Origin of the sequence: Streptomyces sp. NPDC091279 (genome assembly GCF_044757465.1) — a bacterium.
Taxonomy (GTDB): Bacteria; Actinomycetota; Actinomycetes; order Streptomycetales; family Streptomycetaceae; genus Streptomyces.
This window is the reverse complement of the sequence record NZ_JBIVVA010000002.1, coordinates 46,496-69,366: the sequence shown is the minus strand read 5'-3', so window position 1 is coordinate 69,366 and position 22,871 is coordinate 46,496. Positions and strand designations below refer to the sequence as shown.

Annotated in this window: 12 protein-coding genes; 9 read left to right on the top strand and 3 right to left on the bottom strand. The window is 72.5% G+C overall.

Annotation, left to right across the window (positions count from 1 at the left end):
* Positions 1-86 precede the first annotated feature (86 nt).
* From ACIQOU_RS04195 to ACIQOU_RS04185, 3 genes are all read right to left on the bottom strand, one after another.
* Complete coding sequence (locus ACIQOU_RS04195) at positions 87-2,015, bottom strand: ABC transporter ATP-binding protein (RefSeq protein WP_401533728.1); 1,929 nt, start codon at positions 2,013-2,015, stop codon at positions 87-89.
* Positions 2,015-3,748: an ABC transporter ATP-binding protein gene (locus ACIQOU_RS04190; protein ID WP_401533727.1), complete on the bottom strand. Its 1,734-nt coding sequence runs from the start codon at positions 3,746-3,748 to the stop codon at positions 2,015-2,017. The genes ACIQOU_RS04195 and ACIQOU_RS04190 overlap by 1 nt, the downstream gene beginning before the upstream one ends.
* Before the next feature lie 105 nt (positions 3,749-3,853).
* The gene (locus ACIQOU_RS04185; protein ID WP_401533725.1) at positions 3,854-5,155 is read right to left on the bottom strand and encodes a response regulator transcription factor; all 1,302 of its coding nucleotides are present in this window, start codon (positions 5,153-5,155) and stop codon (positions 3,854-3,856) included.
* Between the two features lie 591 nt (positions 5,156-5,746).
* Between ACIQOU_RS04185 and ACIQOU_RS04180 the strand changes: the two genes are divergently transcribed.
* From ACIQOU_RS04180 to ACIQOU_RS04140, 9 genes are all read left to right on the top strand, one after another.
* Positions 5,747-5,959 carry an MbtH family protein gene (locus tag ACIQOU_RS04180; protein WP_401533724.1) on the top strand — a complete coding sequence of 71 codons (213 nt, stop codon included), beginning with the start codon at positions 5,747-5,749 and terminating at the stop codon, positions 5,957-5,959.
* 132 nt (positions 5,960-6,091) lie between these two features.
* Positions 6,092-12,553, top strand: coding sequence for an amino acid adenylation domain-containing protein (locus tag ACIQOU_RS04175; RefSeq protein WP_401533723.1), 6,462 nt, complete (start codon positions 6,092-6,094; stop codon positions 12,551-12,553).
* A gap of 94 nt (positions 12,554-12,647) precedes the next feature.
* Positions 12,648-13,967: a cytochrome P450 gene (locus ACIQOU_RS04170; protein WP_401533721.1), complete on the top strand. Its 1,320-nt coding sequence runs from the start codon at positions 12,648-12,650 to the stop codon at positions 13,965-13,967.
* Positions 13,968-13,976: 9 nt separating this feature from the next.
* Entirely contained in the window at positions 13,977-17,039 is a 3,063-nt protein-coding gene (locus tag ACIQOU_RS04165) for an amino acid adenylation domain-containing protein (protein ID WP_401533719.1), read from the top strand.
* On the top strand, positions 17,036-17,857 hold the full coding sequence (locus ACIQOU_RS04160; protein ID WP_401533717.1) for a thioesterase II family protein: 822 nt from the start codon (positions 17,036-17,038) through the stop codon (positions 17,855-17,857). The genes ACIQOU_RS04165 and ACIQOU_RS04160 overlap by 4 nt, the downstream gene beginning before the upstream one ends.
* On the top strand, positions 17,854-19,287 hold the full coding sequence (locus ACIQOU_RS04155) for an enoyl-CoA hydratase/isomerase family protein (protein ID WP_401533715.1): 1,434 nt from the start codon (positions 17,854-17,856) through the stop codon (positions 19,285-19,287). The genes ACIQOU_RS04160 and ACIQOU_RS04155 overlap by 4 nt, the downstream gene beginning before the upstream one ends.
* Before the next feature lie 54 nt (positions 19,288-19,341).
* A complete protein-coding gene (gene pdhA, locus ACIQOU_RS04150; RefSeq protein WP_401533713.1) occupies positions 19,342-20,478 on the top strand; it encodes a pyruvate dehydrogenase (acetyl-transferring) E1 component subunit alpha in 1,137 nt (378 codons plus the stop codon).
* Positions 20,471-21,490: an alpha-ketoacid dehydrogenase subunit beta gene (locus ACIQOU_RS04145; protein ID WP_401533710.1), complete on the top strand. Its 1,020-nt coding sequence runs from the start codon at positions 20,471-20,473 to the stop codon at positions 21,488-21,490. The genes pdhA and ACIQOU_RS04145 overlap by 8 nt, the downstream gene beginning before the upstream one ends.
* The gene (locus ACIQOU_RS04140; protein WP_401533708.1) at positions 21,487-22,782 is read left to right on the top strand and encodes a dihydrolipoamide acetyltransferase family protein; all 1,296 of its coding nucleotides are present in this window, start codon (positions 21,487-21,489) and stop codon (positions 22,780-22,782) included. The genes ACIQOU_RS04145 and ACIQOU_RS04140 overlap by 4 nt, the downstream gene beginning before the upstream one ends.
* Positions 22,783-22,871: the final 89 nt, after the last annotated feature.

Here is a 22,871-nt window from a genome sequence, read left to right as displayed (position 1 = left end):
TCTGCGGGGAGGGCCCGTTCGGGTGCCGCCCGCGCCGGTGCGGGGCGCCCTCTCCGGTGCGGGGCGCCCTCGCCCGGAGCGCGTTCTCAGCCGACCTCGGCGACCGCCTGTGCGAACTGTGCCTGGTACAGCCGGGCGTAGGCTCCCTCGGCTCCCAACAGTTCGCTGTGGGTGCCTTGTTCGACGAGGGAGCCGTTCTCCATGACGAGGATGGTGTCCGCGTCGCGGATGGTGGAGAGGCGGTGGGCGATGACGAACGAGGTGCGTCCGTCGGCGAGTTTGGCCATGGCTTTCTGGATGAGTACTTCGGTGCGGGTGTCGACGGAGCTGGTGGCTTCGTCGAGGACGAGGATGACGGGGTCGGAGAGGAAGGCGCGGGCGATGGTGATGAGTTGTTTCTCGCCGGCGCTGACGCCGGTGCCTTCGTCGTCGATGACGGTGTCGTAGCCGTCGGGCAGGGTGCGTACGAACCGGTCGGCGTGTGCGGCGCGGGCGGCTTCCTCGATCTCGCCCTGGGTGACGTCGCGGGAGGCTCCGTAGGCGATGTTCTCGGCGATGGTGCCGCCGAAGAGCCAGGTGTCCTGGAGGACCATGCCGATGCCGGCGCGGAGTTCGTCGCGGGACATCCGGGCGATGTCGACGCCGTCGAGGGTGATGCGTCCGCCGGAGACCTCGTAGAACCGCATCAAAAGGTTGACCAGGGTGGTCTTCCCCGCCCCGGTCGGCCCGACGATCGCGACGGTCTGGCCCGGCTCGACCTTCAACGACAGGTCCTCGATGAGGGGTTTGTCGGGGTCGTAGCGGAAGGAGACGTTCTCCAGGGCGACGCGTCCGCGCAGTTCGTCGGGGCGTACGCCGGGGACCGGGTCGGCGTCCTGTTCGTCGGCGTCGAGGAGTTCGAAGATCCGCTCGGCGGAGGCGACGCCGGACTGGACCAGGTTCGCCATCGACGCGACCTGCGTCAGGGGCATGGAGAACTGCCGCGAGTACTGGATGAACGCCTGCACATCCCCGATGGACAGGGACCCGGAGGCCACCCGCAGCCCGCCGACGACGGCGACCAGCACATAGTTCAGGTTGGAGACGAACATCATCAGCGGCTGCATGATCCCGCTGTTGAACTGGGCCCGGAATCCCGCGTCGTACAGGGCGTCGTTCTGCTCGGCGAACTGCTTGGCGGACTCCTCGTGCCGCCCGAACACCTTGACCAGGGTGTGCCCGGTGTACATCTCCTCGACGTGGGCGTTCAGCTTGCCGGTGGAGCGCCACTGCTGGACGAAGTGCGGCTGCGACCGCTTGCCCACCCGGGTCGCGATGAGGAACGACAACGGCACCGTCACCAACGCCACCAGGGCGAGAATCCACGACACCCACAGCATCATGACCAGGACGCCGACGATGTTCAGCAGCGAGTTCACGACCTGCCCCATGGACTGCTGGAGGGTCTGGCCGAGATTGTCGATGTCGTTGGTCGCCCGGCTCAGCACCTCACCGCGCTGACGCCGGTCGAAGTAGGACAGCGGCAGCCGCGACAGCTTGCCCTGCACGTCCTCACGCATCCGGAACATCGCCTGGTTCACGGCCCTGTTGACCATCCGTGTCGCCACCGCCATCAGCAGCCCGGCGGTCAGGAACGTCCCGAGGGCGAGCGACAGGACCCCGCCCAGCGCGTGGAAGTCGATGCCCTTGCCGGGCGTGAAGTCGGTGCTCGCGAGCATGTCGGCGACGCCGCCCGAGCCGTGCGCCCGCAACCCCGCGAGGGCCTGTTCCCTGCTCGTGCCCGCCCGCATCCGCCGCCCGACGATCCCGGCGAACACCAGGTCGGTGGCGTTGCCGAGGAGCTTCGGGCCGACGACGTTGAGGCCGACGCTCAGCGCCATGGAGCACACCATCAGGCAGAGGGTGCCCCGCTCGGCACGGAAGCGGGCCAGCAGCCGTCCGCCGGACACCCTGAAGTCCATGGAGCGGCTGTCGGGACCGTTGTCGGCCATCGTGCGGTCCAGGGGCCCGGCCATCAGGCGGCCTCCGCTTCCGTGAGCTGGGAGAGGACGATCTCCCGGTAGGTGTCGTTGCCGGCCATCAGTTCGTGATGGCGGCCGGCGCCGACGACCCGGCCCTCGTCGAGGACGACGATCTGGTCGGCGTCACGGATGGTCGCCACCCGCTGCGCGACGATGACGACGGTCGCCCCGGCGGTCTCCCGCCCCAGCGCCGCCCGCAACGCCGCGTCCGTCGCGTAGTCCAGCGCGGAGAACGAGTCGTCGAACAGGTAGATCTCCGGGCGCTGCACCAGCGTGCGCGCGATGGCCAGACGCTGGCGCTGACCGCCGGAGACGTTGGTGCCGCCCTGCGCGATCGGCGCCTCCAGGCCGCCCTCCAGCTTCCGAACGAAGTCCTCGGCCTGCGCCACCTTCAGCGCGTGCCACAACTCCTCGTCGCTCGCGTCCGGCTTGCCGTAGCGCAGGTTGGTGGCGACGGTCCCGGCGAACAGATACGGCTTCTGCGGCACCAGACTCACCGTCCGGGCAAGCAACGTCGGCTCGATGGCCGCGACCCCGGTGCCGTCGACGAGGATCTCGCCGTCGGTCGCGTCGAACAGCCGCGGAATCAGCCCCAGCAGCGTGGACTTGCCACTGCCCGTCGAACCGATCACAGCGGTCGTCTCACCCGGCCTCGCCACCAGATCGACCGACTTCAGCACCGACTCCTCCGCCCCCGGATAACGGAACCCGGCACCCCGAAGCTCCAGATGCCCATGCCGGGGCAGCTCCGTCACCGGGTCGATCGGCGGCACCACGCTGGAGGAGGTCTCCAGCACCGCGAGGATACGTTCGGCGCAGACCTCGGCGCGCGGGGCGGTCATGAACATGAAGGTGGCCATGACCACGGCGAGGACGATCTGCATCAAGTAGGCGAGGAACGCGGTCAGATCGCCGATCTGCATGCCCCCGCTGTCGATGCGGTGAGCGCCGAACCAGACCACCGCGATCGACGACAGGTTCACCGTCGTCATCACCACCGGGAACATCAGCGCGAGCAGATTGCCCGTCTTCAACGACATCTCGGTGAGATCGGCGTTGGCCTTCCCGAACCGCCGTTGCTCGTCACCGTCGCGGACGAACGCCCGGATGACCCGGTTGCCGGTGATCTGCTCACGCAGCACCCGGTTCACGGTGTCCAGCCGCCCCTGCATCGACCGGAACAACGGCCGCAACCGGCGCACGATCAACGTCACGCAGACACCCAACGTCGGCACCACCGCCACCAGCACGCCCGACAGCGGCACGTCGAGGCCCAGCGCCAGCACGACCCCGCCGACACACATGAGGGGGGCGACCACCATCTGGGTGAACGTCATCAAGGCCAGCATCTGGACCTGCTGCACGTCGTTGGTCGTCCGGGTGATCAGCGAGGGGGTGCCGAACCGGCCGACCTCCCGGGCCGAGAAGGACTGCACCCGGTCGAAGATCCCGGCGCGCAGGTCCCGGCCGATCGCGGCGGCGGTCTTCGTGCCGTGGTGGACGGCGCCGATGTTGCCGGCGACCTGGACCAGCGAGACCCCGACCATCAGCGCGCCGAGGGACAGGATGCGGCCGGTGTCGCCCTTGACGACGCCGTTGTCGATGACGTCGGCGTTCAGGGTGGGCAGCCAGAGCATGGCGCAGGTCTGGAGAAGCTGGAGCAGCACCAGCAGCGCGAGGGGTCTCCGGTACGGCCGGAGGTGGGTGCGCAGGAGGCGTATGAGCATGCGGGGTCTCTCGGGATCGACGGGAGGGACAGGACGTTCCGTCGCCCTGTCCCTCCTCCTCTCACCGCGCCGGGGGCCGGGGCCGTGAGCGGCGCGACATCGTTGTCAGGCTGTCCGGCGTGAGTTCTCGTGCCACATGCACATCAATTCCGCGCGTGATTCGACGTCGAGCTTCTTGAAGATTTTCCGCAGGTGGAAAGCGACGGTGTGCTTGGAGAGAAAGAGCTGATGGGCGACCTGGGCGTTGGTGAATCCCTGGGCGACCAGGCTGGCGACCTTGTGTTCGCTCTCGGTCAGGCCGAGTTCGCCCGCCGGGTTCTGCGGCTCGTCGGTGCGGCCGTCCCGCCAGCGCACATGGCGCCGGGCGCGTCCGGAGGTCCGCATCCGCCGCTTGACCCGCGCGCAGTCCCGGGAGGCCTGAGCGGACTCGTACGCCTCCGCGGCCCGCTCCAGTGTCTCGGTGAGCTGGTGGTCCGGCTGGCCGCGCTGGGCCAGCAGCACGGCCAGATCCTCCAGCGCCGAGGCCTTCGCCCAGGTGTCGCGGTGCTGGCAGACCGCGTCCCGCAACTGCTCCACATCGGCGTCGAGGAGGCCACGCGCGTGATGCGCCGCCGCGGTCAGCGAGGGAAACCGCGGTGAGAGCGCGGCGAATTCCTCGGCGGCCGCCGTCACCGCCTCGGCGGCGGTCCGGTTGTTCTCCTTGAGCAGCAACCGCACCAGCCAGGAGGCCGCGGCCGGTTCGGAGAGCAGCAGGGCGGTCCGGCCGGGGCCGGGGGCCGAGAACTGCCGCGCGAGCGCTGCGGCACGCGCCGCCCCGTGCTTCGCCTCGATGAGCTGGAGGTGGGTCCAGACCACCGGACCGTAGGCGAAGCAGTAGTGATTGATGAGCAGATTCTCCTGCAACTGCTCATCGCATCGGGAGGCTTCACGGATATCCGCCCTGCGGAACGCGGACACGGCCATGACGGCGACGCCGAACGCGACGGTCTGGCTCACCGACTGCTCTTCGAGCGCCGCGAGACCGGTCGCGGCCAGAACGGATGCCTGCGCCTGCCGACCCTGGCAGTACCGGGAATAGGCCTGCATCAGCATCAGGGAATTCTGGAGTTCCTTGTTCCGGCTGCTTTCGATTCGCCGCCGGGCTTCCCTGATGAGCGATTCCGCCGACTCCGCGTCCCGCAGACCGCTGAAGAGCGCGGAAAGCCAGGTGGTGGAGGCCTCGGCCCAGTAGCAGCCGGAATCGATCCGGCAGCCCTGGAGCACGGCGCGCATCGCCCATTGGACCGCACCTTCGGCACTGCCCGCCATCCATTTACTGACGGAATGCTTGAGAACATCCTGTGTCTCGCACGAGTGATAGTGGCGTTCCTTCTCCCGCGCATCCACCAGACCGCCGCTCAGCAGCATACGAAGCCCTTCTCGTGACCGGCTCCCCCCGTGAGAGAGACCGGATATCCAGCCCCCTCAAGGGAACCAGGCCGCGACGGAACAACAGCAGAATCCCCCGTCATTCCGAAGCCTTGTTGGGGAGAACGTACATATCCGGCCACCGGTTCCGCAATGTGGCAGGTGTGAATAACGGGTAAATTACGGCGATCTATCTCACAGATTAAACCGAAGGGCGACGCAGCGGCGCCCGAGGTAAATAATTCTTACCACTTCATCACCATCCTCAACCCGGTGGAGCCCTGTGACTTCCGCGGCAGGGGTCCGGATCGTACGCGAAAGAACGGCATGGGATTTCCACAGGAATCGATGGTCAGGGGGAAACCCGCAGGTGCTGTAGGGCGGGGCTCAATTTCCGTCCCGGCCTTCGAGACGGCCCTCCCCGTCGCGGAACCGTCAATCCATGCAGTTCCACCGGTGCGGCCGGTCGGGAAACACTGACGGCACGATCGGACCGCGGCACGCGCGACCGGAGTGGGAGCCCCCTGCCGCCCCCTTCCCGACCCTCCGCACGGCCCTTCCGGCACCGCACTCATGGAACGAGGAACCCCCGTGTCCAACCCCTTTGAGGACGAGAACGGCACCTTCCTGGTCCTCGTCAACGACGAGAACCAGCACTCGATCTGGCCGTCGTTCGCCGACGTTCCGGCGGGGTGGACCATCGCGCACGGGCCGGACGGCCGTGGCGCCTGCCTCGACTTCGTGGAGACCCACTGGACGGACATGCGGCCGGCGAGTCTCGCCCGCGCGATGTCACAGGCGTAGCCGGGACCGCCGCGCGCCGGTCCGTTCGCTCGCACCGCAGGGCAGCGCCGGTGCGGGCGAGTTGTCTCTGCCGCCTCGCGCGTCCCCGCCGCACCGAGGTGGATCTTGTCGAAATCAACGGAGTGACGTGCTGTGAGCAACGCGAAGATCCAGGACATCCTGCCGCTGTCCCCGCTCCAGGAGGGTCTGCTCTTCCACGCCCTCTACGACCCGGAGGCCCTCGACGTCTACACCATGCAGTTGGCGTTCGAGGTGGCCGGGCCGGTCGACCTGGACGTGCTGCGGGCGGCGGGCCAGGGGCTGCTGGCACGGCACGCCAACCTCCGGGCGGGCTTTCGGCAGGCGGCCTCGGGGCGGGCGGTCCAGGTGATCGCGCCCGCCGTCAAGCTGCCGTGCGCCGAGGTCGACCTGCGTCATCTGGCCGGGACGGGGCGGCAGGACGCGGAGGTCGAGCGGGTCCTCGCGGAGGACCGGGCACGCCGCTTCGACATGGCCCGCCCGCCCCTGCTGCGCCTGACCCTGGTCCGCCTCGCGGCCGACCGGCAGCTGCTCGTCCTGAACGTGCATCACATCCTGTGGGACGGCTGGTCGATGCCGCTGGTCCTGGACGAGCTGTTCACGCTCTACGCCCAGGACGGCGACCCCACGGGCCTGCGCCCGGTCGTCCCGTTCCGCGACTATCTGCGCTGGCTCACCCGTCAGGACCAGGACGCGGCCGTCGCGGCCTGGCAGCGGGCCCTGCGCGGACTCGAAGAGCCCACCCTGCTCGCCCCCGCCGACGCCGACCGCGCCCCGCTCGTCCCGGAACGGGCCCGCGTCGAACTGTCCGAGGACCTCACCGCGCGGCTCACCCGGACGGCACGGGGCCTCGGTCTGACCCTCAACACCGTCGTTCAGGGCGCGTGGGCGCTGCTGCTGGCCGGGCTGACCGGACGTCAGGACGTGGTCTTCGGCGGGACGGTCGCCGGCCGGCCGCCCGAGCTGCCCGGTGTGGAGGACATGATCGGGCTCTTCGTCAACACCGTCCCGGTCCGGGCGCGGCTGGACCCCGCCGAGACCTTCGCGGGGCTCCTGGCCCGTATCCAGGACGAGCAGACCGCGCTCCAGTCGTTCCAGTACGTGCGGCTCTCCGACATCCAGCGCACGGTCGGGCTCGGCGACCTGTTCGACACCTCCACCGTCTTCGAGAACTACCCGCTCGCCGACGACCCCGAGGGCCCGGCGGCGACGGGGCTGCGCGTCACGTCCGTCCAGGGGCGCAGCGCCACGCACTATCCGCTGCTGCTCGTCGCGGAGCCGGGCGCGCGGCTGGTCCTGGCGTTGTGCTACCGCCCCGATGTGTTCGCCCGCGCGGAGGCCGAGGTGTTCGGAGAGCGGCTCCACGCGCTCCTGGAGACCTTCGCGGCGGCGCCGGACACGCGCGTGGCGCGGCTGGAGACCCTGACGGCCGAGGAACGGCGGCTGCTCCCGCGCCCGGCGGACGCCACCCCGCTCGACGTGTCGCCCGCCACCCTTGCCGACCTCTTCGAGGAGCAGGTGGCCCGTACCCCGGACGCGGTGGCCGTCGTGCGTGAGGACGAACGTCTGACCTACGCGCAGCTCGACGACCGGGCGAACCGGCTGGCCGATCGTCTGGTCCGGCACGGGGTGGGGCCCGAGGATCTCGTGGTCGTCCTGATGGAACGCTCGGTGGAGCTGATCGTGGCGATCCTCGCGGTGACGAAGGCGGGCGGTGTCTACGCGCCGTTGGAGCCGAAGTCCGCGGCCGAGCAGTTGCCGAGGGTCGCCGACGCGGTCGGCGGGGCGGTGGTCCTGACGGATCACGCGTCCCGGGACATCCCGGCACGCTGCGGCCTGACGGACCTGACGACCCTGGTGGTCGACGCCGCGAGCACACCCGACGGGGACGGGACGGCGCAACGGGTCCCGGTGCGCCGTCACCTGGATCAGGCGGCCTACGTGATGTTCACGTCGGGGTCGACCGGCCGCCCCAAGGGCGTCGCCGTCACCCATCGCAACGTGCGGGACCTGGCCCATGACCGGGTCTGGAACGCCGCTCACCGGCGCATGCTGTTCCACTCCTCGCACGCCTGGGACGCCTCGACCTACGAGCTGTGGGTGCCGCTGCTGAACGGTGGCGAGGTGGTCGTCGCACCGCCGGGGGCGCTGGACGCCGAGGCGCTGCGTGCGGCGGTGACCCGGCATCGGATCGGTGCCGTCTGGCTGACCGCGGGCCTGTTCCGGGTGTTCGCGGAGGAGTCGCCCGGCTGCTTCGCCGGACTGCGCGAGGTGTGGACCGGTGGGGACAAGGTGCCCGCGGCGGCCGTGCGCAAGGTCCTGGAGGCCTGCCCGGACACCGTCGTCGTCAACGGCTACGGCCCGACGGAGACCACCGTCTTCGCGACCTGCCTGCCGATGAGGTCACCGGCCGGTGTCGTCGAGCCGGTGCCGATCGGCCGGCCGCTGGACCACACGCGGGCGTATGTCCTCGACGGCTGGCTGCGCCCGGTCCCGGTCGGTGTGGCGGGTGAGCTGTACGTCGCGGGAGCCGGTCTGGGGCGTGGCTATCACCGGCGTCCGGGCCCGACCGCCGAGCGGTTCGTGGCCTGTCCCCTCGGGGTGCCGGGTGAGCGGATGTACCGCACCGGGGACATCGTCCGCCGACGTGCGGACGGCACCCTCGCCTTCGTCGGCCGCGCCGACGACCAGGTCAAGATCCGCGGCTACCGGGTCGAGCCCGGCGAGATCGAGGCGAGCCTCGCCGCCCATCCGGAGGTGGGCGAGGTCGTCGTCGTCGCCCGCGAGGACGCGCCCGGGGTCAAGCACCTCGTCGCCTATGTCACGTCCGCCCGCCCGGACTCCCCGCCCGACCCCGCCGCGCTGCGGGACCACCTCGCCGCCCAGCTGCCCGAGCACCTGGTTCCGGCGGCCGTGCTGGTCCTGGCCGCGCTGCCGTTGAGCGCCAACGGCAAGGTCGACCAGAAGGCCCTGCCCGCCGTCGACTTCACGGCCGCCGCCACCCATCGAGCGCCCCGCACCGAGGCCGAACGCACCCTCGCCGACCTGTACGCCGCCCTGCTCGGCGTCGAACGCGTCGGTGTCGACGACAGTTTCTTCACGCTGGGCGGCGACTCGATCACCTCCATCCAGCTCGTGGCCCGCGCCCGCCGGGCGGGACTGGTCCTCACCCCCCGTGAGGTCTTCCAGCACAAGACCGTCGCGGCGCTGGCGCACCTCGCCCGCGCCCGGGGCGACGAACCGGCCGACACCGCAGGCCAGGCCCCGTTGCTGACGCTCACCGACGAGGAGCGGCGCGACCTGGACAGCGGCGGCGACCGGCCGGGCGGAGGGGCCGTCGAGGAGGTGCTGCCGCTCTCCCCGCTCCAGGAGGGCCTGCTCTTCCACGCCCTCTACGACCCGGAGGCCCTCGACGTCTACACCATGCAGACGGCGTTCGAGGTCGCCGGAGCGCTCGACGCGGACGTCCTGCGGGCGGCGGGCGAGAGCCTGGTGGCGCGGCACGCCAACCTCCGCGCCCACTTCCGGCAGACGGCCTCGGGCCGGGCGGTCCAGGTCGTCATGGACCGCGCGCGGCTGCCCTGGACGGAGATCGACCTGAGCCATCTCGCGGGCCCGGAGCAGCGGGCCGAGGTGCGGCGGCTGCTCGGGGCCGACCGGCTGCGGCGCTTCGAGATGTCCGCCGCTCCCCTGCTCCGGCTGACCCTGATCCGGCTCACGGCCGACCGGCATGTGGTCGTCCTGAGCGCCCACCACATCCTGTGGGACGGCTGGTCGCTGCCGCTGGTCCTGAACGATCTGCTCGACCTCTACGCGCGGGGCGGCAGCGGCGGCGGGCTGCGGCCGGTCGTCCCGTTCCGCGACTATCTGCGCTGGCTCGCCCGTCAGGACCGGGACGGCGCCGGGCAGGCGTGGCAGCGGGCGCTGGCCGGGCTCGAAGAGCCCACGCTGCTCGCGCCGAGGAAGGCGCTCGACAGGACGCCGACCGCGCCCCGGCAACTCGACACGGCCCTCACCCCGGACGTCACCGCGCGGCTCACGGAGGCGGCGCAGCGGCACGGCCTCACCCTCAACACCGTGGTGCAGGGCGCCTGGGCGCTGCTGCTGGCCGGGGTGACGGGGCGTCAGGACGTCGTCTTCGGTGCGACGGTGGCGGGCCGTCCCGCCGATCTGCCCCAGGTCGAGTCGATGATCGGTCTGTTCATCAACACCGTCCCGGTGCGGGTGCGGATCGACCCCACGGAGACCTTCGCCGGGCTGCTGGCCCGCGTCCAGGACGAGCAGAGCGCGCTCCAGCCGCACCAGTACCTCGGGCTGGCCGACATCCAGCGGCTCGCCGGGCACAGTGAACTCTTCGACACCACCACCGTCTTCCAGAACCTGTCGACCGTCAGGGGCACCAGGAGCCCGGCCGCGGAGCACAGCGCCCTGCGGATCACCCCCGTCGACCGGGCTGACGACGCCATCGGCGGCACGCACTACCCGCTGGCCCTGACCGCGCTCCCGGGTGACTCCCTGCGGTTCGAGCTGAGTTACCGGTCGGACGCGTTCGGCCGGGATGAAGTGGCGGCGCTGGGTGAGCGGTTGAGGCTGCTGCTGGAGAAGTTCGCGGCTGATCCCGGGGTGTTGGTGGGCCGGGTGGAGGTGCTGTCGGCCGGTGAGCGGGCGTTGGTGCTGGACGCGTGGCAGGGTGCCGAGGTTGAGGTGCCGGATGCGGACTTGGCGGTGTTGTTCGGGGAGCGGGTGAAGGCGTCCCCGGATGCGGTGGCGTTGGTGGAGGGGGAACGGGAGTTCTCCTACCGGGAGTTGGACGAGCGGGCGGGGCGGGTTGCCGCGCGGCTCGCTGGGCTGGGGGTGGGGCCCGAGGTCGGCGTGGGTGTGCTGATGGGGCGTTCGGCGGACCTCGTCGTGGGGCTCCTCGGTGTGGTGAAGTCGGGCGGCTTCTACGCTCCGCTGGACTCCCGATACCCCTTGGTGCGGCGGCGGTTGGTGCTGGCGGAGACCGGATGCCGGGTCGTGCTGACCGACGCGGCGCATGCCGGTGAGGCGGAGGAAGCCGCGCGCGGGGAGTCCGGGGACGCCGGTCTCGTGGTGGTCGACGTTGCCGAGGCGCAGAGCGGGCCGCTCGGTGCCGTCGCCGTGGCCCCTGGGCACCCCGACCGCCTGACGCACGTGATGTTCACATCGGGTTCGACCGGGGTGGCCAAGGGCGTGGCGATCAGCCACCGTTCCGTCGCGGCCATGGTCCATGACCGGCACTACGACGACTTCGACCGGGGCCGGTTCCTGCTGGCGGCCTCCTACGCCTTCGACGCCTCCACGGCCGAGCTGTGGGTGGCGTTGCTGCGGGGCGGCGCGGTGGTGGTGGCGCCGGACGGGGTCCTGTCGGGCGCCGAGATCGAGGAACTCGTCACCCGGCACGCGGTGACCACGGCGTTGCCGCCGTCGGGTCTGCTGCGGGTGCTGGCCGAGGAGCGCCCGGAGTGCTTCACCGGGGTGCGGGAGATCCTGACCGGCGGTGACGTGGTGTCCCCGAGCGCGGTCGCCCGCATCCGCCGACACAGCCCCGGCACCCGCGTGTTCATCAGCTACGGCCCGACCGAGAACACCGTGCTGACCACGCTCCAGGAGCTACGGGAACCCGACCTGACCGGTGGGCCGGTGCCGGTGGGCGGGGCGATGGACAACACGCGGATGTATGTGCTGGACGGGTTCCTGCGGCCGGTGCCTCCCGGGGTGATCGGCGAGTTGTACATCGGCGGTGCCGGTCTGGCGCGTGGGTATCACGGGCGGCCCGGGCTGACGGGTGAGCGGTTCGTCGCGTGCCCGTTCGGGGAACCCGGCGCGCGGATGTACCGGACCGGCGACCTCGTCTCCTGGAACCCGAACGGCAGCCTCGCCTTCGTCGGACGCGGGGACCAGCAGACCAAACTGCGCGGCTTCCGTATCGAACTCGGGGAGATCGAGGCCGCGTTGGCCACCCACCCCGCCGTCACTGACGCTGTCGTCGCCGTGCGTGAAGACACGGCCGGGGGCAAGCAGTTGGTCGCCTACGTCACCGTGGACAGCGAAGTGCCGGTGGAACCCGCCGAGTTGCGGGCGTACACCGGCGAGGCCCTGCCCGCGTACATGGTCCCCGCCGCCGTTCTCATCCTCGACGCCTTCCCCGTGAACGCCAACGGCAAGGTCGACCACAAAGCCCTGCCCGCACCCACCTTCACCACCCACGCCCACGACCACGCCCCCAGCACCGACACCGAGCAGGCTCTTGCCGGGCTGTTCACCCAACTCCTCGGTCTGGAGAGCGTCGGCGTCCACGACAGCTTCTTCGACCTCGGCGGCGACTCCATCATCTCCATCCAACTCGTCGCCCGCGCCCGCACCGCAGGCCTCCACCTCACCCCGCGTGACATCTTCCAGCACCGGACCATCGCCAACCTCGCCGCGCTGGCCGGGGCGGAGGAACCTGCGGCGACGGAGGACACGACGCGTGAGCTGTCCGACAAGCCCCTCGTCGAGGCGGACGAGGAGGAGGCCGCCCGCTTGGCCGGTCTGCTCTGGATGGGAGCCCTCTAGGCGGCCCCGTGGCCCGTCCCGTGGCCGGCCCCGGTCCGGGATTCCTGAGCGAACAGCGACCGATCTCACCTCTCGAAGAAAGAAAGCCCCCTCCATGCGCATCACCGACGGCGCCCCCGACTGTTCCGGCATGGCGGGCGAGCCAGGACCCGATCTGTCCGACCCGCACTACTTCGGCACCGGGGACCCGCACCCGGTATGGGCCGCGCTGCGCCAGGGCGACCCCGTGCACCGCCAGTGCCCGCACGCCGGGAAGCCGGAGTTCTGGGCGCTGGTCCGGTACGAGGACGTCTCCCGGGTGCTGTCCCGGCACGACGAGTTCACCGCCGCCCGGGGCAACATCCTCACCACCCTGGGCCAGACGGACGTCGCGGGCGGCAAGATGCTCGCGGTCACCGACCCGCCGCAGCACAAGCGGCTGAAGGAACCGCTGAGCCCCCGGCTGAGCAAGCAGTCGGTGCACGCGCTCGAACCCGCGCTCAGGGAACTCGCCCGACGGCTGCTCAGCGCCGGTGCCCGCCAGGACGCGTGGGACTTCGCGGCGCAGGCGACGTTCTATCCCATCGCGATCGCCGGTCTCCTGCTCGGCATCCCCGAGACGTCCTGGGGCCACCTCAAGCACTTCACCTACGCGGCCGTCGCCGAGTCGGACCCCGACTACGCCGGTTCCGGCGACGGCGGCGACCAGCCCGACGTGCTCAGCCGGGCCCACTCCGAGATCTTCCTCTTCTTCCACCGCGAGGTGTCCCGGCCCGGCCGCGCGGACGCCGACGACCTCATCGGGGCGCTGCTGCGGGCCAGGTCGGACGAGGGCGAACCGCTCACCCGCGAAGAGGTGATCCTCAACGCCTACAGCCTCCTGATCGGCGCGACCGTCACCACCTCCCACGCGGCCAGCGCGGGCCTGCTCGCCCTCCTGGAGAACCCGGCCGAGTACGCCCGGTGGCGTGAGAGCGGCGACACCGCCTCGCTCGTGGAGGAGATCCTGCGCTGGTCCTCACCGGCCAACCACGCGCTGCGGCACACCACGGGGCCGGTGCGGATGCACGGGACGACCATCCCGGCCGGGCAGCCGGTCGCCGCCTGGCTGGGCTCGGCCAACCGCGACGAGAGCGTCTTCGACGACCCGTTCCGGTTCCGCGCCGACCGCTCCCCCAACCGGCATATCGCGTTCGGGGTGGGCGCACACCGCTGCGTCGGGGCGCACACCGCCCGGCTCGCCCTGACCGTCCTGTTCGAGGAGATCGCCAAGAACTTCGAACGCATCGACCTCGACGGAGAGCCCCGGCATCTGCACTCCACGTTCATCGCGGGGATCAAGAGCCTCCCCGTGCGGACGGTGCTGCGACCGGACGGAGCCGCGCTCGCGGAACTGCGGCCCCTCGGCGACCCCGATCACCACCCTCACCCCTGAAGGAGCACCGTGACGTCCGCGCCGCACCTGGCATCGTCCTCCGCGCCGCCCGCGCCCGGGACCGGGCCCGCCGTACCGTCGCACCCCTCGCACCACGTGGTCCGCTGTCTGCTGATCGAGGGGGAACTCGACGTACCGGCGGCGCGCGCGGCCCTGCGCGCGGTGACGGTGGCGGCCGACTTCGCCGAGACGGCCGTCCGCTCCCGGCAGGAGGCGACCGAGCGCGCCGTGCGGGAGGCCGCCGTTCCGTTCGACCTCGGGGGCGGGCCGCTGCTGCGCGTGCGGGTGCTGCGCGTCAGCGACCGGGAGTCTCTGCTGCTGGCCGTCGCGCATCGCTCGGCGTTCGACCCGGTGACCCTCGACGCGGTGCTGCACGCACACGCGCGCGCCTGCGCCGCGATCCGGCGGGGCGAGCCCGTCCCCGACGCCGTGCCGGGGACGGGCCGGCCCGATGCCAGTGCGGCCGCCGCCGACCAGGACCACTGGGCGCGGCTGCTGGCCGACGGTGCCGTGCTCGACCTGCCGACGGACCGGCCGCGGCTGCCCCGGGAGTTCCGCCCCGGGGGCGTGGAGCGCTTCACCCTGTCGGGCCCGTCGGCCCGGTGGGTCCGTGAGCTGTCCGGGGCGGCCGGGGACCAGGACGCGCTGTGTGCCGGTGTGGCCGCGCTGCTCGCCCGGCACACCCCGCAGCGCGCGATACCGCTGCTGGTCCCGGTGCGCCCCGGCGCCGCCGACGCGGACGGTCCGTCCGGGCCGCCGGAGACCGACGTCGTGCTGAGCTTCCAGGTCGGTGATGGGACGTCGCTGCCCGACCTGGTCGCCCAGGCCCGCGCCGAGACCGTCCGGGCCCGCGCGCACGCCGCCGTTGCACCGGGCGCGCTCGCCGGGGTGACCGGGGCGTGCGGCGCCCCGGAACGGCAGCCGGTGCCGGTCAAGTGCGCCGTGCGCAGGGCCGCCACGGTGCCGGACTACCCGGACGCGTCCTGCGCGCCGGTCGATCTGCGTCTCGGCACCGCGTCCCGCGATCTCACCTTCGCCTTCGAGGTGGGCGACGACGAGGTGCGCGGCGTCCTGGAGTACGACAGCGACCTGTTCGAGCCGGTCACGGCGCGGCGGCTGGCGCGCAGGCTGGACCTCCTGCTGACCGGGGCGTCGGAGAACCCCGGCACCCCGGTCCTGGCGCTGCCCGTGCTGCCGCCCGAGGAACGGTCCCTCGTGCTGTCCGAGTGGAACCGCACCGCGCGTGACTTCCCCCGCGACCGGACCACGGCGTCGCTGTTCGAGGAGCAGGCCGGGCGCGACCCGGACGCGACGGCCGTCGAGCACGAGGACGTGCGCCTGTCCTATGGGGAACTCAACGCGCGGGCCAACCGGCTGGCCCACCGTCTGATCGCGGAGGGCGTCGGCCCCGACGTCCGGGTCGGCCTGTGTCTGCCCCGGTCGGTCGAGATGGTCGTGTGTCTCCTCGGCATCCTCAAGGCGGGCGGTGCCTATCTGCCGCTCGACCCCGAACACCCCGCGCGGCGGCTCGCGTACGTGGTGCGGGACGCCTCGGCACGCGTCGTGCTGACGGACTCCGCACACCGGGAGGCGTTCGCGGACACCCCCGTCACGGTCCTGTGCCCCGACGGCCCGGACAGCCCGACCACGGCAACGGTCACAACGGCGACCACGGCGACCACGGCGACGGCAACGGCGGCCACGGCACCGGCGTGGCCGGACACCGACCCGGTGGTCGCGGGCGACGCCGAGCAGCTCGCCTACGTCATCTACACGTCGGGCTCCACCGGGGAGCCCAAGGGCGTCGCCGTCTCGCACCGCGCCCTGAGCCGCCTCGTCAAGGGCGCCGACTACCTCGAACTCGGCCCGGACCAAGCCCACTTGCAGCTGTCGCCGCTCACCTTCGACGCCTCCCTCATCGAGGTGTGGGGCGCCCTGCTCAACGGCGGCACCCTGGTCCTGCCGCCGTCGGGGCTGCCGTTCCCCGATCTGCTGGAGGCCGCGCTGCGCCGGCACCGCGTCACGACGCTGCTGCTGGTCTCGCCGCAACTGCATGTCGCGGCCGAGCGGTTCCCCGAACAGCTGGGCCGAGTGCGGCAGTTGATGGTGGGCGGTGATGTGCTCTCGCCCGCCAGCGCCGCGCGGCTGCTGCCGTATCTCGGGGACACCCGGTTCCTGCATGTCTACGGGCCCACGGAGTGCACCCTGTTCGCGACGTGGAAGCCCATCGAACCCGCCGACACCGAGCGCCCCACCATCCCCATCGGACGGCCGATCGCCAACACCCGGACCTATGTGCTCGACGACGACCTGACGCCCCTGCCCATCGGGGTCCCCGGTCAACTCTGGCTCGGCGGTGCGGGGTTGGCGCGCGGCTATCTCGGGCGTCCCGAACTGACCGCCGAACGGTTCCTCGACGACCCGTTCGGTCCGCCGGGCGAACGGATCTACCGCACCGGCGACCTGGCCCGCTGGCTGCCGGACGGGAACCTGGAGTTCCTGGGCCGGGGCGACGACCAGGTCAAGATCCGGGGCTACCGGATCGAACTGGGCGAGGTGGACGCGGCGTTGGTCTCCCACCCGGGGGTCTCGGCGGTGGCCACCCTGGTCTGCGAGGAGGCGCCCGGCGGCCGGGCCCTGGCCGCGTACCTGGTGGGCGACGCCGTTCCCGACGACACCGCGTTGCGCGCGCACCTGGCGTCCCGGGTGCCGTCGTACATGGTTCCGGCGGCCTTCGTCCGGCTCGACGCGATTCCGCTCACGGCCAACGGCAAGCTCGACCGGAAGGCCCTGCCGGTACCGGAGTTCGGGAGCGCCCTGCCGCACACGGAGCCCCTCGACTCGACGCGGGGGCGGGTCCTCGCCCTCATGGCCGAGGCGCTGGGCGCGGGCGCGGTCGGCCCGGACGACGACTTCTTCGCGGTGGGCGGCAACTCGCTGCTGCTGGTGGACCTGTACGTCCGGATCGGGCAGGAGTTCCCCGACCGGGCACTGAGCCTCGTCGAACTCCTCGACAACCGGACCGGTGCCCGGATCGCCGAGATCCTCGACGCCGGGCGGGGTGACGCGTGAGCCCCGCCCCGGCCTCGTGGCTGCTCGGCCCGCCCGCCGACGACCCGTCCAGGACGCGGGTGTTCTGCTTCCCGCACGCGGGCAGCGGCGCGAGCGCGTTCACGGCCTGGCGGGCTCGGCTGCCGGAGCCGTTGGAGCTGTGCCCCGTCCAACTGCCGGGCCGGGAGAGCCGGTTCGGCGATCCGATGCCGGACACCCTGGAGGAGCTGACGGAGCAGACGGCTCAGGCGCTGCTGCCGTTCCTGCGGCCGCCGTTCGTCCTGCTCGGGCACAGCTTCGGCGGGCTGCTCGCCTACGCGCTGACCCGGTACCTGCGCGAGCGGGGGCTTCCGCCGCCGCGCGCGCTGCTGATCTCCGGGGCGCGTCCCCCGCATGTGCCGGCCGAGGCGGCGCACCACACGTGGCCGCACGAACGGCTCGTGGAGCATCTCCGGGCGACCGGGGGTGTGCCCGACGTCCTCCTCCAGCACGAGGAGTTCGTGCGGCGGCTGCTCCAGATCCTCCGTACCGACCTGCGGACGGCCGCCGGGTACCGGCCCGCGCCCGCCGCGCCGCTGGCGTGCCCCGTCGAGGTCTTCGCGGCGCTGGACGACCCGGTGGTCGCGCCCTCGGCCGTCGCGGGCTGGCGGGAGTACGCCGGTGGGGAGTTCGGCGTGCATCGGGGTCCCGGCGGCCATTACGCGGTCTACGACACCTCGGGTGACCTGTTCGGCGCGGTCGTGCGGTCCGCGCTCGCCCCGCGCCCCGGCCCGGGCGGCGACCGCGCATCAGACGGACCAGAAGGACCGGAAGGCCCAGAAGGAGACACCACACCATGACCACAGGCATGCCGACGCGAGTGCCCGGGCAACGCCCCGACCCGGCCGGAGCCCCGGACCCCGGGACACCCCGGGCGCCGCAGCTGACCGGGGAGTGGAAGGCGGACACCCGGCTGCTCGGCGACCACGTCACGGCCTGCGAGGCGCTGACGGCCGCCCTGCCCCCGCGCACCGAGCGTTCCCCCGCGCAGCGTGAGCGTGCCGGGCACGTCGAGGAGGCGGCGCGGCGGGCCAGGCACCGTTTCCTGACCCTGCACACCGCGCGCGTCCACGACGAGCTGACCGACGGCCGCGCCCGGCGCCCGAGGCTGGACGAGCTGGCGTTCGCGGCGGCGGAGATCTGCCCGGGACTGGTGCCCACCCGGGCCCGGATCGACGCCGACCGGCGGCTCACCCAGGCCGAGAAGTCGAGCGGCGAGGTGGATCAGGGCATCTTCTTCGCGCACGTCCTGCACGGACGGGACACCGGCGAGCATCTGATGCGCTCGATGCTGGCGCCGACGGCGCGCGCGCTGGCCCTGCTGCCCGAGTTCCGCGCGGCGGGGCACGTGGATCTCGGGGAGGCCGTCGTGCGCCGGGACGGAGGTGTGGCCGAGGTGACCATCTGCAATCAGGGCGTGCTCAACGCCGAGGACGACGCGGTGGTCGAGGCCCTGGAGACCGCCGTGGATCTGGCGCTGCTCGACGACGAGGTGACCGTCGGTGTGCTGCGCGGCGGCGTCCTGTCCCACCCCCGGTACAGCGGTCGCCGTGCCTTCGGTGCCGGGATCAATCTGACCCACCTCTACACGGGGAAGATCGGCTTCGTCGACTTCATGCTCCGCCGCGAGCTGGGCTACATCCGCAAGCTGGTCCACGGCCTCGATCACGGCCTGGCGGACGACCCGTTCGGCCCGCGCGGCGGCAAGCCGTGGATCGGTGCCGTCGACACGTTCGCGATCGGCGGGGCCGCCCAGGTCGCGCTGGTCCTGGACCGGGTGATCGCGGGCGCCGACGCCTACTTCTCGCTGCCCGCGCTGGCCGAGGGCATCGTGCCCGGCGCGGCCAACCTGCGGCTCGCCCGGGTGGTGGGGCGGCGTCAGGCGCACCGGCTGATCTTCTTCGGCGAGCGGGTCGCGGCGACCGACCCGGAGGCCCGCGACCTGTGCGACGAGGTGGTGGCGCCCGAGGCGGTCGGCACCGCCACGGCGGCGGCCGCCGAGCGGCTCGCGGACGCGGCCGTCCCCGCCAACCGGCGCATGCTCCACCTGCACGAGGAGTCCGACGACATGTTCCGGAGTTACCTGAGCCGGTACGCGCTGGAGCAGTCCGCGCGGATGCACAGCCCCGATGTGGTGGCGAAGCTGGAGCGCACCTGGCTCGGCCGGAAGGCGCCCGCGGCCGCCGGGCCCGCGGCCGGACCGGCCGCCGGCACGTCCGCGCCCGCCTGACGCCGCCACCCCGCACCGATCCGCGCCGCCCGCGAAGAAAGCGAGTCCGTCCTCATGCCCGCCATGGTTGCCGAGTCCGTGCAAGACGGACGACCCCCGGCGCAGGCCCTGCTGCCCTCGGCCGTCCCCGTGCAGTTCGTCACCGAGGCCGGTACGGCGGCCTCGGCCGCCCCGGCGGGTCACGCCGAGCCGCCGGGTGAGCGGCTGCGCGAGGCGTACCGGCTGATGGTCCGGGGCCGGCGTTTCGACCAGCAGGCCACCGCGCTGAGCCGGCAGGGGCGGCTCGCCGTCTATCCGTCGAGCCGGGGCCAGGAGGCCTGCCAGATCGCCGGGGCGCTCGCGCTGCGGGAGGGCGACTGGCTCTTCCCCACCTACCGGGACACGGTCGCGATGGTGACCCGGGGGGTGGACCCGGTGCAGGCGCTGACCCTGCTGCGCGGGGACCGGCACTGCGGTTTTGATCCCCCGGCGGTCCGGGTGGCGCCGCCGTGCACGCCGCTCGCCACGCATCTCCCGCACGCCACCGGCATGGCGGACGCCCTGCGCCGCAAGGGCGCGGGCGGGGTGGTGCTGGCGCTGGTCGGGGACGGCGGGACCAGCGAGGGCGACTTCCACGAGGCGTTGAACTTCGCCGCCGTCTTCCGGGCCCCGGTGGTCTTCCTCATCCAGAACAACCGGTACGCGATCTCCGTGCCGCTCGCCCGGCAGAGCGCGGCCCCGGCCCTAGCCTACAAGGGGGTCGGCTACGGGGTGCCCTCCGAACAGGTCGACGGCAACGACCTGGTGGCCGTCACGGCGGTGCTGACCACGGCCGTCGACCACGCCCGCGCCGGACAGGGGCCCTTCCTGGTGGAGGCGCACACCTACCGGGTGGACGGGCACACCAACGCCGACGACCCGGGCCGCTACCGGGACGACGACGAGGTACGACGCTGGCTCGCGGCAGACCCGTTGCGGCGCCTGGAGACCTATCTGCTGGGCCGGGGACTGCTCACCGAACGGGACGTCGAGGCCGCGCGGGCGGACGCCGAGGAGCTGGCGGCGGACCTGCGCGCCCGGATGGACGTCGACGTGCGCCCCGACCCGCTCGACCTGTTCGCGCACGTCTACGCCGAGCCCACCGCCCAGTTGGTGGAGCAGCGCGCCCGCCTCGCGGCCGAGTCGGCGGACACGGAGAGCAGTCATGGCTGAGACCCCCACCCTGGCGCGGGCCCTGAACGCGGCGCTGCGGGACGAGTTGCGCGCGGACGACCGGGTGCTGGTGTTCGGCGAGGACGTCGGCCGGCTCGGCGGTGTCTTCCGCGTCACCGACGGACTCACCGCGGAGTTCGGTGAGGAACGCTGCTTCGACACACCGCTCGCCGAGTCCGGCATCGTCGGACACGCGATCGGCCTCGCGATGGGCGGGTTCCGGCCGGTCGTGGAGATGCAGTTCGACGCCTTCGCCTACCCGGCGTTCGAACAGATCGCCTCGCACCTGGCGAAGATGCGCAACCGCACCCGGGGCGCGGTGACCCTGCCGGTGGTGGTCCGGGTCCCGTACGGGGGCGGGATCGGCGGCGTCGAGCACCACAGCGACTCCAGCGAGGCCTATTACGTACACACCCCGGGTCTGAAGGTGCTCTGCCCGGCGACCGTCGAGGACGCCTACTGGCTGCTGCGGGACGCCGTGCGGGACCCGGACCCGGTGGTGTTCCTCGAACCGAAGCGGCTCTACTGGTCCCGGCAGGACGCCGACCTGGAACGACGGAGTGCGGCGCCGTTCGGCCGGGCGGTGGTCCGGCGCGCCGGGCGGGACGCCACGCTGGTCGCCTACGGGCCGTCGGTGCAGGTCGCCCTCGACTCCGCGGCCGAGGCGGCGCGGGAGGGCCTGGACGTCGAGGTGGTGGACCTGAGATCGCTGGTGCCGTTCGACGACGAGACGGTGGCCAGGTCGGTGCGGCGGACCGGACGCTGTGTGGTGGTCCAGGAGGCGCAGGGGTTCGCCGGGGTCGGCGCCGAGATCGCGGCGCGGGTGCAGGAGCGCTGCTTCCACTCGCTGGCCGCTCCCGTGCTGCGGGTCGCGGGATTCGACATCCCGTATCCGCCGCCGAAGGCGGAGCACGCGTATCTGCCCGGTGTGGACCGGGTGGTGGACGCGCTGCGCCGGCTCCAGTTCGACGACGAACCCGACGTTCACCATCTCGCCCGGAGTGCCTCATGACCACGTCACCGCCCGCCCGGGTCTTCACACTGCCCGACCTCGGCGAGGGGCTCACCGGGGCCGAGGTCGTCGCGTGGCGGGTCGCGGTCGGCGACCGGGTCGCGATCGATCAGGTGGTCGTGGACGTCGAGACCGCGAAGGCGACGGTCGAGGTGCCGGTGCCGTTCGCGGGGACCGTGCTGGAGCTGCACGGCGACGCGGGTGAGGTTCTCGACGTCGGGGCGCCGCTGCTGACGGTCGGGGTGGCCGCCGCCGACCGCCCTGCGGTGCCCGCGCCGCGCGCGAACGGCAGCGGCAGCGTCCTGGTCGGCTACGGGACGGAGCATCTGACGGCCCGCCGCCGACGCGACCGGGGTGCCGCCGCACCGGCCACGCCGAACGGGTGCGCCGCGTCCGCCCCGGCGCGGCAGACGCCGCCCGGTGATCCGGCCGCGCCGTTGGTGATCTCCCCGCTGGTGCGCAGGTTCGCCCGGGAGCACGGCGTCGATGTCGCTCTGCTCACCGGCAGCGGCCCGCACGGCGTCGTGTGCCGCCGGGACGTCGAGGAGGCGATCAGCCGCGCGGCGCACCCGGCGCCGTCCGGTGCCGGGGAGCGGTCCGGCGGAACCGAACGCGTGCCGCTGCGGGGCGTGTTGGGGTCTGCGGCCGAGAAGTTCGCCGTGAGCGGGCGGACGCCGACCGCGACCGCCTGGGTCGATGTGGACGCGACCGGTCTCCTGGAGGCCAGGGAGGTGCTGCGCGCGGCCCGACCGGCCCGGGGCATCGGCCTGTTGGCGCTGCTGGCCCGGATCTGTGTCACCGGGCTCGGGGAGTTCCCGGAGCTGAACGCGACGCTGGACGCCGGGCGGGGTGAGATCGTCCGCTTCCGTGAGGTGCACCTCGGGTTCGCCGCCCAGACGGACCGTGGTCTCCTCGTCCCGGTCGTGCGGGGGGCGCACGCCAGGTCGACGGCGGGCCTTGCGGCGGACCTCTCCCGGCTGACGGCGCTGGCGCGGGCGGGCGAGCTGCGGCCGGGTGCGCTGACCGGGGGGACGTTCACGCTCAACAACTACGGGGTGTTCGGCGTCGACGGCTCCACGCCGCTGCTGAACCCTCCCGAGGCCGCGATGCTCGGCGTCGGCCGTATCGTCGACAAGCCCTGGGTGTGCGGCGGGCAGCTCGCCGTCCGCAAGGTCGTGCAGCTGTCGATCACGTTCGACCACCGGGTCTGCGACGGCCGTTCCGCCGCCGGGTTCCTGCGTCATGTCGCGGACCGCGTGGAGCGGCCCACGCTGCTGCTGGCCGACCTCTGACCGGCCGGAACACGAGAAAAGGGGTGAGCCCCTCCCGTCGGGAGGGGCTCACCCCTTTTCTCGGCTTTCTCGGCTTTCTCGGCATCCGC

Bases quoted from the DNA above. Each gene is read 5' to 3' on its own strand.
- ACIQOU_RS04195 (WP_401533728.1), bottom strand. From the start codon at position 2,015: ATGGCCGGGCCCCTGGACCGCACGATGGCCGACAACGGTCCCGACAGC.
- ACIQOU_RS04190 (WP_401533727.1), bottom strand. From the start codon at position 3,748: ATGCTCATACGCCTCCTGCGCACCCACCTCCGGCCGTACCGGAGACCC.
- ACIQOU_RS04185 (WP_401533725.1), bottom strand. From the start codon at position 5,155: ATGCTGCTGAGCGGCGGTCTGGTGGATGCGCGGGAGAAGGAACGCCAC.
- ACIQOU_RS04170 (WP_401533721.1), top strand. From the start codon at position 12,648: ATGCGCATCACCGACGGCGCCCCCGACTGTTCCGGCATGGCGGGCGAG.
- ACIQOU_RS04155 (WP_401533715.1), top strand. From the start codon at position 17,854: ATGACCACAGGCATGCCGACGCGAGTGCCCGGGCAACGCCCCGACCCG.
- pdhA (WP_401533713.1), top strand. From the start codon at position 19,342: ATGCCCGCCATGGTTGCCGAGTCCGTGCAAGACGGACGACCCCCGGCG.
- ACIQOU_RS04145 (WP_401533710.1), top strand. From the start codon at position 20,471: ATGGCTGAGACCCCCACCCTGGCGCGGGCCCTGAACGCGGCGCTGCGG.
- ACIQOU_RS04140 (WP_401533708.1), top strand. From the start codon at position 21,487: ATGACCACGTCACCGCCCGCCCGGGTCTTCACACTGCCCGACCTCGGC.